Origin of the sequence: Mesorhizobium sp. M7D.F.Ca.US.004.03.1.1, assembly GCF_003998635.1 — a bacterium.
GTDB classification, from domain to species: Bacteria; Pseudomonadota; Alphaproteobacteria; order Rhizobiales; family Rhizobiaceae; genus Mesorhizobium; species Mesorhizobium loti.
The window spans coordinates 1-9,946 of the sequence record NZ_RZQG01000134.1 but is presented as its reverse complement, the minus strand read 5'-3'; the positions used below and the strand labels follow the sequence as shown (position 1 = coordinate 9,946).

10 protein-coding genes and 1 pseudogene are annotated in these 9,946 nt (G+C 64.4%); 10 read left to right on the top strand and 1 reads right to left on the bottom strand.

Annotation, left to right across the window (positions count from 1 at the left end):
- Positions 1-85 precede the first annotated feature (85 nt).
- From EN935_RS10755 to EN935_RS10710, 10 genes and pseudogenes are all read left to right on the top strand, one after another.
- Entirely contained in the window at positions 86-1,342 is a 1,257-nt protein-coding gene (locus EN935_RS10755; protein WP_109659369.1) for a flagellar hook protein FlgE, read from the top strand.
- A 27-nt stretch (positions 1,343-1,369) separates the two neighbouring features.
- Entirely contained in the window at positions 1,370-2,824 is a 1,455-nt protein-coding gene (flgK, locus tag EN935_RS10750) for a flagellar hook-associated protein FlgK (protein WP_127264807.1), read from the top strand.
- Between the two features lie 4 nt (positions 2,825-2,828).
- Positions 2,829-3,872, top strand: a complete 1,044-nt coding sequence (locus EN935_RS10745) for a flagellar hook-associated family protein (protein ID WP_109659364.1) — start codon at positions 2,829-2,831, stop codon at positions 3,870-3,872.
- 31 nt (positions 3,873-3,903) lie between these two features.
- Entirely contained in the window at positions 3,904-4,251 is a 348-nt protein-coding gene (gene flaF, locus EN935_RS10740; protein ID WP_109659362.1) for a flagellar biosynthesis regulator FlaF, read from the top strand.
- The gene (gene flbT / locus EN935_RS10735; protein ID WP_109659360.1) at positions 4,248-4,691 is read left to right on the top strand and encodes a flagellar biosynthesis repressor FlbT; all 444 of its coding nucleotides are present in this window, start codon (positions 4,248-4,250) and stop codon (positions 4,689-4,691) included. Before flaF ends, flbT begins: the two co-directional genes overlap by 4 nt.
- On the top strand, positions 4,691-5,098 hold the full coding sequence (flgD, locus tag EN935_RS10730) for a flagellar hook assembly protein FlgD (RefSeq protein ID WP_127264806.1): 408 nt from the start codon (positions 4,691-4,693) through the stop codon (positions 5,096-5,098). Before flbT ends, flgD begins: the two co-directional genes overlap by 1 nt.
- 24 nt (positions 5,099-5,122) lie before the next feature.
- Complete coding sequence (fliQ, locus tag EN935_RS10725; protein WP_023761707.1) at positions 5,123-5,389, top strand: flagellar biosynthesis protein FliQ; 267 nt, start codon at positions 5,123-5,125, stop codon at positions 5,387-5,389.
- Positions 5,390-5,545: 156 nt separating this feature from the next.
- Positions 5,546-6,481 (top strand): annotated as a pseudogene (locus EN935_RS42765) (asparagine synthetase B); the annotation flags it as partial.
- Positions 6,426-7,412, top strand: coding sequence for an asparagine synthase C-terminal domain-containing protein (locus EN935_RS42760; RefSeq protein WP_127264804.1), 987 nt, complete (start codon positions 6,426-6,428; stop codon positions 7,410-7,412). The pseudogene EN935_RS42765 and the gene EN935_RS42760, both read left to right, overlap by 56 nt.
- Positions 7,413-7,590: 178 nt before the next feature.
- The gene (locus tag EN935_RS10710; protein WP_127264803.1) at positions 7,591-9,234 is read left to right on the top strand and encodes an MFS transporter; all 1,644 of its coding nucleotides are present in this window, start codon (positions 7,591-7,593) and stop codon (positions 9,232-9,234) included.
- Between the two features lie 19 nt (positions 9,235-9,253).
- Here the strand turns inward: EN935_RS10710 and EN935_RS10705 are convergent.
- Positions 9,254-9,946: CBS domain-containing protein (locus EN935_RS10705; RefSeq protein ID WP_164771077.1), on the bottom strand; the 693-nt coding region annotated here is incomplete at its 5' end.

The window sequence follows — 9,946 nt, the reverse complement described above, 5'->3', positions numbered from 1 at the left end:
TTCTGATGCAGCGCCGCGCCAGCCTCGCGCAAGAAAACACGCGTAGCCTCGTAGCCAGTGGCATGGACACAGCGGAGACGTTTCGATGAGCCTCTATGGAATGATGCGGACCGGCGTTTCCGGCATGAACGCGCAGGCAAACCGCCTATCGACGGTCGCCGACAACATCGCCAATTCCGACACCACCGGTTACAAGCGATCCTCCGCCGAATTCTCGACGCTGGTCATGCCGTCGACGGGTGGTGCCTACAATTCCGGCGGCGTCACCACGACGATCCGTCAGGCGGTCAGCGATCCGGGCGTCCTTCAGTACACGACCTCGGTCTCCGATCTTGCCGTCAGCGGCGATGGCTTCTTTGTCGTTCAGGATCCAAGCGGCACGCCCTACCTGACCCGCGCCGGCGCCTTCGTTCCCGATGGACAGGGCAGGCTGGTCAACTCGGCTGGCTTCCAGCTGATGGCCTATAGCTACGACAATGGCGTGCCGGCGGCGACGGTCAACGGCTTCGAAGGATTGGTCCCGGTTGTCATCTCCGATCAGGGCATGACCGCAACACCGAGCACCGAGGGTAGCTATGCCGGCAACCTGCCGGCAGGCGCGACACCGGTCGCTGCCGCTAATCTGCCCACCACCAATGCTGTCGGCGCACAGTACACCTCGAAATCCTCGATGGTTGCCTATGACAACCTCGGCAACAAGAAGCTGCTCGACGTCTATTTCACCAACACAGGCGCCGGCACCTGGCAGGTCGCGGTCTTCGACCAGTCGCAGGCCACGCCCGGAACAGCGTTCCCCTACACCGGCGGCGCGCTGGGCTCGGCCAACCTGACTTTCGATACCACCACTGGCAAGCTCACCGGCGCCGTCGACAGCGTCGGCCTGACCGTGCCCAATGGCGCCGCCTTTACGCTCGATCTGTCGGCGCTGACCCAGCTCGGCGCCGGCTTCACCGTTTCCGACGCCCAGGTCAACGGCAACGCGCCGAGCACCATCGACAAGGTCCAGATCAGCAAGGACGGCACCATCTACGCGCAGTACAAGGACGGTTCCACCAAGCCGCTCTACAAGATTCCGCTGGCCGACGTGCAGAGCCCGGACCAGCTCACCGCGCTGCCCGGCAACGTCTACTCGCAGGGCACCGAATCCGGCGCGGTCCGGGTCGGCTTTGCCAATGAAGGCAAGCTCGGCTCCATCATCTCCGGCGCGCTCGAGAATTCCAACGTCGATATCGCCGAAGAACTGACCAACATGATCGCGGCGCAGCGCAGCTACACCGCCAATTCGAAAGTCTTCCAGACCGGTTCCGATCTGATGGACGTCCTTGTCAACCTGAAGCGATAAAACGGGCGCCGCCCGCGAAAGACCCGCATGTCACTGTCTACCGCATTGAGTATCGCCCAGTCGGCGCTTATGAACACCGCGCGACAGACCAGCGTCGTCTCGCGCAACGTCGCCGACGCCTCCAACCCGGACTATTCGCGCCGTCAGGCCGTCGTCACCAGCACGGCGCCGGGCGCGCGTTCGGTTGATATCCAGCGCGCCACCAACGACCTACTGTTCCGCCAGAACCTCGGCGCGCTGTCGGCCTGGAGCGGCCAGAACGCCCTCTACAGCGGCATGGATCAACTGGGCGTTGCGGTCAATGGCGTCGACAATGCGTCCTCGCCCTCGACCGCGATTGCCGACCTGCAGAAGGCTCTGCAGCTCTACGCCACCTCGCCGTCCAACCAGAACCTCGGCGCCTCCGTCATAGACGCGGCCAAGCAGGTCGTGCGCTCGCTGAATGAGGGCTCCAAGGCCGTCCAGGATTTCCGCACCCAGACCGACGGCCAGATCGCCACGGCCGTCGACGACCTGAACTCGCTGCTCAGCCAATTCCAGGATGCCAACACGGCGGTCATGTCCGGAACCCGTTCCGGCACCGACGTTTCCGACGCGCTCGACCAGCGCGACGCGCTTTTGAAGAAGATTTCGAACTATGTCCCGGTGTCGACCTTCACGCGTGGCGACAATGACATGGTCATCACCACCGGCGACGGCACGACATTGTTCGAGACGATACCGCGCACGGTCACCTTCGCGGCATCCGCCGGCTACACCGCGGGTGCGGCCGGCAATGCCGTCTACATCGACAATGTGCCGATCTCGGCGGGAGCCGGCGGCAACACCAGCGCCAGCGGCACGCTTGCCGGCCTGCTGCAATTGCGCGACGGCGTCGCCTCGACGATGCAGAGCCAGCTCGACGAGACCGCGCGCGGCCTGATCACCGCCTTTGCCGAGACCGCACCTTCGATGCCCAATGCCGCCGGCCTGTTCACCTGGTCGGGGGCGCCGGCCATCCCGGCCGCGGGCACGCTGGTCAACGGCCTTGCCGCGTCCATCAGCGTCAATGCGGCGATGGACCCGAGCAGCGGCGGCAATCCGACGCTGCTGCGCGACGGCGGCGCCAATGGTGCCGCCTATGTCGCCAACACCGGCGGCGGCGCATCCTATTCCATCCTTCTGGTTGCCTATGGCGACCGGCTCGACCAGCCGATGACTTTCGACCCCGCCGCCGGGGTTTCGGCGACGTCCAGCGTTTCCGACTACGCGGCCAATTCGATCGGCTGGCTCGAGGGCGTGCGCCAGCAGGCTTCGACCGCCTCCGACGCCAAGGAAGCACTGGCATCGCGCAGCGCCGAGGCGCTGTCCAACGCGACCGGCGTCAATGTCGACCAGGAAATGTCGCTGCTGCTCGACCTCGAACACACCTATCAGGCATCGGCCCGGATGATGAAAACCGTCGACGACATGATGACGGCCTTGCTCAACGCGGTGGGATAACTCCATGACTTCAGTCTCGTCGGCCGCCATCTCGAATGCCATGCGCTCCCAGCAGATGCGCATGCAGGCCGAACTCGTCAAAGCCACGAAAGAATCCTCGACGGGCCGGGTCGCCGACGTCGGTCTGGCTCTCGGTGGGCGCACCACCCAGGCCGTCACCTTCCAGCGCGATCTTGATCGGCTCAACGTCATCATCGATTCCAACGGCCTGGTCGGCGCCCGGCTCTCCTCGACGCAGACCTCGCTTGGACAGCTCTCCGGCGCCGCGCAGACCTTGCTGTCCAGCCTGACCACCGCCTCATCAAGCGATTCTTCCAACAGTCTCACCCGGGACTCCGGCAAGGCAACCATCCAGCAGCTGACATCGATCCTCAACACCAGCGTCAACGGCGAATATCTGTTCGCCGGCACCAACACCGACGTCAAGCCGATCAACGACTTCATGGCTGCCGGCTCTCCGGCCAAGGCGGCATTCGACGCCGCTTTCGTCGCCAATTTCGGCTTCACCCAGGACGACCCGGCCGCGGCCAACATCACGGCTGCCCAGATGGACGATTTCATCACGAATGATGTCGCGCCGCAGTTCACGGGCGCGGGCTGGCAAGGCAACTGGTCGAACGCCACCGACCAACAGATCGTCAGCCGCATCGCCCTCAACGAGACCACCCCGACCTCGACCAGCGCCAACAGCGATGGCATCCAGAAGCTCGCAATGGCGGCAGCCATGGTCGCCAGCCTGATGTCCAGCAACATCAGCCAGGCCGCGAAGAACACTGTCGTCAGCCGCTCCACGTTGCTGGTCGGCGAAGCGCTGAGCGGCATTGCCCAGATTCAATCCGAGACCGGTATCGTCCAGAAGCGGGTTTCCGATGCAAACGACCGGATGAAAACGCAGGTCGACCTCTTCGAAAGGCACATTCTCGATCTGGAAGGCGTCGATCCGGCCGAAGCCGCGACCCGCGTCGCCGACCTGACCCAACACATCGAAACGTCTTTTGCGCTGACCGCACGCCTTCAGCAGCTCAGCCTGTTGAATTACCTGACCTGACAACGCTTAACGGAACGGTAGAGCCCCAACGATGTACCAATTCTCCTACGCCGACATCCAGAGCACCTCCGTTGCCGACGCGAAGGACCGCGAGCGGGAACTCCTGACCCGCTCGATCGACATGCTGGCGGCGGCGGCGGCGGCCGGCCACGGTTCGATGGAGGCGATCGAGGCGCTTCATTTCACCAACCGCGTCTGGACCGCCTTCGTCGAGGATCTCGGTTCCAGCGACAACGCCCTGCCCAAGGAGCTGCGCGCCAACCTCATTTCCATCGGCCTGTGGCTGCTGCGCGAGGCGGAAGACATTCGCCAGGGTCGCACCAACAATTTCGAAGGGCTGATCGAGGTGTCCCAGATCATTAGGGACGGCATTCAATGACCAACACGCTGAAGATATCGCTGAAGCCGAACGAGAAGATCTACATCAACGGCGCCGTCATCCGGGTCGACCGCAAAGTCACCGTCGAATTGATGAACGACGTCCAGTTCCTGCTCGAAAGCCACGTCATCCAGGCCGACGACGCCTCGACACCCCTCAAACAGCTGTATTTCATCCTGCAGGTCATGCTGATGAACCCGGCCGGTGCGGCTGGGGCGCGCGATATGTTCCGCCGTTCGCTGCCACTGCTGCTGGCAAGCTTCGAGGACACCCAGATCTGCGCTGCGCTGAAACAGATCGACCGCATGGTCGGCGAGGACCATATCTACGAGGCGCTGAAGGCAATTCGCGCGCTTTATCCGCTCGAACGCCGCGCGTTGGGTGGCAATGACGACGTTCCGGGTGCCGAGCGCCCGCTGGCTGTGGGAGCACGATACTGATGAACGTGGACATGACGACGACGATACCGAACGGCGCCAACCAGGCCACCGCGTCGACTTCGAAGACAGCGGTCGACTACCAGTCCTTCCTGAAGCTTCTGATCGCCGAGATGAAGAACCAGGATCCGACCAAGCCGATGGATTCGACGCAGTATGTCGCCCAGCTCGCCACCTTCTCGCAGGTCGAGCAATCGGTGCAGACCAACACCAAGCTCGGCCAGATCATGCAGTCCTCGGCACTGTCGCAGGCCGACGCACTGATCGGGCGCTCGATAACTTCCGCCGACGGCAAGACGACGGGCACGGTGGCGTCGGTGCGCCTCGCCAGTAGCGGCCTGATCGCCGTGCTGCAGAACGGCACCGAAGTCGCGGTCGGCCCGGGCGTCTCGGTCAAGGCAGTGAGCTGACGCTTTCGACAGAGAGCCAGTCCCATGAACGAGGCCGACGCTCTCGACATTGTCCAGTACGCGGTGTGGACGGTGCTCACCGCGTCCGCACCGGTGGTGCTGGTCGCCATGGTGGTCGGCATCGGCATCGCCCTCATCCAGGCGCTGACGCAGGTCCAGGAGATCACCTTGACCTTCGTGCCGAAGATCGTCGCCATCATGCTGGTGGTGGCGCTGACCGGCCCCTTCATCGGCAGCCAGATATCGGCCTTCACCAACGTCATCTTCGAGCGCATCCAGAACGGGTTCTGAAGCGCGCTTGCGAAAACGCAGGCACCGCTTGCAGGCGGCTGGCTTCCGGTTAGATTGCCATCGTGCCATCCGGCAAGGCAGTCGCTGGTCTGATGTCACCGCATTTGCATCGATGTCTTCGCGGAAGCCCATGAACCAGGCCAGATCAACCGGACCATGTGCGGCATAGCCGGGGTCTGGCGCAAGCGGAACCCGATCGCCGGCGGCGACCTCGCCGACGTTGGCCGCATGATGCAGGCGCTCGTGCACCGTGGTCCCGACGACCATGCCACATGGAACGACAGAAGGCTCGCCCTGGGGCACCGGCGGCTCTCGATCATCGATCTCTCGGCCGCGGCGCGCGAGCCGATGCTCACCGCCTGCGGCCAGGGCGTGCTGGTCTACAATGGCGAGGTCTACAATTACCGGTTCCTGCGCGACGCGCTGCAAGCGGAAGGCCGGGTCTTTCGAACAGTCTCCGACACCGAGGTGGTTCTCGAGGCCTTGCACCACTGGGGCCCGGACAAGGCCATTCCGCTGTTCGACGGCATGTTTTCCCTGGCCTATTTCGACGCGCGGACCGGCGCCTTGTGGCTTGCGCGCGACCGCCTCGGCATCAAGCCGATGTCGGTGGCCGAGACGGGCGACCGGATCCTGTTCGCCTCCGAGGACAAGGCGATCCTGACCTGCGATGGCGTTGCGCGCGACGTCGATGCCCGCGAGATCACCTTGCGCCTCGCCTGGCAGAGCCGCGACTCGAGCTTCAGCCTGTTCCAGGGAATTGAGCGGCTGCCGCCGGCAGGCCTGTGGAAGATCAGCGATGCCGGCATCGAGAAACGCTGCTTCTGGCACGTCCTCGACGTCCTCGACGCGGCCCGCATCGCCAACGACAGGGCCACCGACGCCGAGCACATGGCAACGCTGGGGTCGTTGATACGGGACAGTGTCGAACTCCACTGCATCGCCGACACCAGCCTCGCGGCGGCTTGCAGCGGTGGCGTCGATTCCGGCCTCGTCACCACGCTGGCGAAACGGTTCAGGCCCGAGATATCAGCCTATGTCGTCGACCCGCGCGTCGGCCACAGCGAAGCCGACGATGCCGAACGCACCGCCCGTCACGCCGGCGACCCTGCACAGGGTGCCGGTCGACAAGGACCGCTTTCTCGAATTGTGGCCAAGAGCCGTCTGGCACCTGGAAAGCGATGGCTGGCATGCAAGCCATGTTGGCCTGCTGGCACTTGCCGAGCAATGCCGGACCGACGGCGTCAAGGTGCTGCTTACCGGCGAAGGTGCCGACGAACTGTTTGGCGGCTATGGCTGGCAGGTGGCCAGCATGAGATTGTGGCGGCCCTGGTCGTGGCCCGGGCGGCTGTTTCGGTCGAAGCGCCGGCTTGCCATGAGGTTCGAGCGCCAGCGCCAGGCCCCCTTCCGGACATCGATCGGCTCAGCCCATGGCTGGGATCGCAACGTCGTGCTCAGGGCGCTGTCGCCGGAACTGAACTTTCTGCAAACGAGGATCTTCGACCGGCTGGAACCGGTGGCATCGCCCGGCGACCGCGCCTTCCTCGGCTGTTGCCTCCAGGACATGTATTCGCACCTGCAGGACCTGCTGAACAGGCATGACCGGCTAAGCATGGCAGCGTCCGTCGAACTGAGGGTGCCGTTTCTCGAAAACCGGCTGATCGACTTCGCCATCCACCTGCCGAGGCGGCACAAATACCGCCAGAAGCAAGGAAAGTGGCTGTTGAAGAGAGTCGCGGAAAAACACATTCCGCCGCAGAATGTCCAAGCCCGAAAGATCGGTTTCGAGGTGTCTGGCACCTTCACCGCCGGCACGCAGGGCATGCTGCGCGGTGGTCTTCTGCGCGACGCCATGAAGTGGTCTTCATCCTCGGTCGACGACCTCATCGACCTGGCGAGGCGCGACCAGCCATCGCGGCTGCGGCTGGTGGGCATGGAGCTTTTCCTTCGTCTGCATGTTGGCGGCGACACCACGAGCCAGCTCACCGAAGCCCTGCATGCCGCGGTCCGTGACGCACGTTGATCGACGCATGCCCTCGGATTTGGCGGCAGATAGGGCGTGGACCTCACCTATCCCATTGTTGGACCATGAGCTTTTTCGAAAGACATTCGCCCTTTGCGGCGCCATGCCCTACTTTCGGCAAATGGTCTGAGCAAACGGATCGTCTGACGAATCGGCACGACATGGCAGGGAACCCCCGATGATTGACGAAAAGCCGGAAAGCGAGGGCGTCTCGGCGCTAGCGCCCTTCCGGCACGGCATTTTCCGCGCCGTGTGGGGTGCAAGTCTCGTCTCGAATTTCGGCGGCCTGATCCAGGGCGTCGGCGCCGCGTGGATGATGACCACGATCGCCACCTCGCCCTATCAGGTGGCCCTGGTCCAGGCATCGACCACCTTGCCGATCATGCTGTTTGCGCTCGTCGCCGGCGCCATCGCCGACAGTTTCGACCGGCGCAAGGTGATGCTGGTCGCCCAGACCTTCATGCTGGTCGTGTCGGTGCTTCTGACCCTATTCACCTATTCCGGCCTGATGACGCCGTGGACGCTGCTTGCCTTCACCTTCCTGATCGACAGCGGCACGGCGCTCAACAACCCGTCATGGCAGGCCTCCGTCGGCGACATCGTCCCTCGCAACAAGGTGCCGGCCGCCGTCGCGCTCAATTCCCTGGGCTTCAACCTGACCCGCAGCGTCGGCCCGGCGATCGGCGGCATCATCGTCGCCGCTGCCGGTGCGGCGGCCGCCTTCGCGGCGAACGCGGTGAGCTATATCGGCCTGATCGTCGTGCTGGCGCGCTGGAAGCCGGACGTGCCGGTATCGACCTTGCCGCGCGAGTCGCTGGGTGCCGCCATGGGCGCAGGCCTGCGCTATGTCGCCATGTCGCCCAACATCGGCAAGGTGCTGGTCAGGGGCGCCGCTTTCGGCTTCAGTGCCGGCGCGGTCCTGGCACTGCTGCCGCTGGTGGCGCGCGACGTCGTCAAGGGCGATGCGCTGACCTACGGCATCATGCTCGGCTCCTTCGGCATCGGCGCTGTCGGCGGCGCCTTGATCAGCGTCAGGCTGCGGCAGTTGCTGTCCAGCGAGACGATGGTGCGTTGTGCGTTCGCCGGCTTCGCCTTCTGCGCCTTCAATGCCGCCGTCAGCCATCATGCCTGGCAGACATCGCTCGGCCTGCTTGTCGGCGGCGCTTGCTGGGTGATCGCGCTTTCGCATTTCAACGTCACGGTGCAGATGGCGACACCGCGCTGGGTGGTCGGCCGGGTGCTATCGGTCTACCAGACGGCGACCTTCGGCGGCATCGCGCTCGGCAGCTGGATCTGGGGCGTCGTCGCCGATGCGCATGGCGCCGAAACCGCGCTGATCGCCGCCAGCATCGCTATGCTGGCCGGCGGCGCCATCGGTCTTTTGCTCCCGCTACCGCAACAGCAGGTGCTCAACCTCGACCCACTCAATCGCTTCAAGGAACCGCATTTGGCGCTCGACCTGAAGCCGCGCAGTGGTCCCATCGCCATCATGATCGAGTATGTGATCCGCCACGAGGACGAACCGGAATTCCTCGCCATCATGGCAGAACGGGGCCGCATCCGCCGTCGTGACGGCGCACGCAACTGGACGCTGGCGCGCGATCTCGAGAATCCCACCATATGGATCGAGCACTACCACACGCCGACCTGGATCGAATATGTGCGCCACAACGGACGCATCACCCATGCCGACGCCGTCATCGGCGAACGTGTGCGGGCGCTGCACAGCGGCGACGAGCCGCCCCGCGTGCGGCGCATGATCGAACGCCCGACAACCGCCGGCACGGCGCTTGTGATGGCCAAAGGACCTATTGAGCACTGAGTCCGGGACCCCTTGCCCGCTAACCCTCGCCCGACAGGTCCCGGCGCGCCTTGTCGAGTTCCTCGGCGTAGCGCCGCATCAAATGGCCTTCGGTCAACAGCCCCAGCACGATATGGTCGGTGAAATCCTCGACCACGGCGAGTTCTTCGGCGCCGGCGCGCTGGAACGTCTCGGCGGCGGCCTGTACGTTCATGCTCGGCACCAGCACCGCGTCCTTGTACTTGGCAAGATCGCGCACCGGCACCTCGCCATCGGAGGGATCGCTGTGCAGTTCGGCCACGATCAGCACGCCGACATAGTGATCGCCCGCATCGACAGCGATGACGCGCTGGGCTGAACCGAGCGGCACCTCCTTGCGGAAGGCCGCCAGCGTCGTCGAAGCATAGATGGTCTTGATGTCCTTGCGCATCATCGAACCGACGGTGAGGCTACGCATCCAGCCGACATCGTGGGCGCTGCGAATGGTCTCGCCGCGCAGATGAAAGCGCCATGTCGAGAACGAGTAGCCGAAGGTCTCGCGCACCAGGATCGCCGACATGATCGAGGCCGCAAGCACGACGCCGGTCAGCGTCAGGTCGCGGGTCGATTCCAGCGCCAAGAAGGTCATCGTCAGCGGACCGCCGACGACACCGACGGCAAGCGACGTCATGCCGACGACGGCGGCAACCGCAGGGTCGATGCCGGTTGCCGGCGAGACGACAACCATCACATC

Excerpts from the sequence above, each read along its gene's own strand:
- EN935_RS10755 (WP_109659369.1), top strand. The coding sequence starts at position 86 with ATGAGCCTCTATGGAATGATGCGGACCGGCGTTTCCGGCATGAACGCG.
- flgK (WP_127264807.1), top strand. The coding sequence starts at position 1,370 with ATGTCACTGTCTACCGCATTGAGTATCGCCCAGTCGGCGCTTATGAAC.
- EN935_RS10745 (WP_109659364.1), top strand. The coding sequence starts at position 2,829 with ATGACTTCAGTCTCGTCGGCCGCCATCTCGAATGCCATGCGCTCCCAG.
- flaF (WP_109659362.1), top strand. The coding sequence starts at position 3,904 with ATGTACCAATTCTCCTACGCCGACATCCAGAGCACCTCCGTTGCCGAC.
- flbT (WP_109659360.1), top strand. The coding sequence starts at position 4,248 with ATGACCAACACGCTGAAGATATCGCTGAAGCCGAACGAGAAGATCTAC.
- flgD (WP_127264806.1), top strand. The coding sequence starts at position 4,691 with ATGAACGTGGACATGACGACGACGATACCGAACGGCGCCAACCAGGCC.
- fliQ (WP_023761707.1), top strand. The coding sequence starts at position 5,123 with ATGAACGAGGCCGACGCTCTCGACATTGTCCAGTACGCGGTGTGGACG.
- EN935_RS42760 (WP_127264804.1), top strand. The coding sequence starts at position 6,426 with ATGTCGTCGACCCGCGCGTCGGCCACAGCGAAGCCGACGATGCCGAAC.
- EN935_RS10710 (WP_127264803.1), top strand. The coding sequence starts at position 7,591 with ATGATTGACGAAAAGCCGGAAAGCGAGGGCGTCTCGGCGCTAGCGCCC.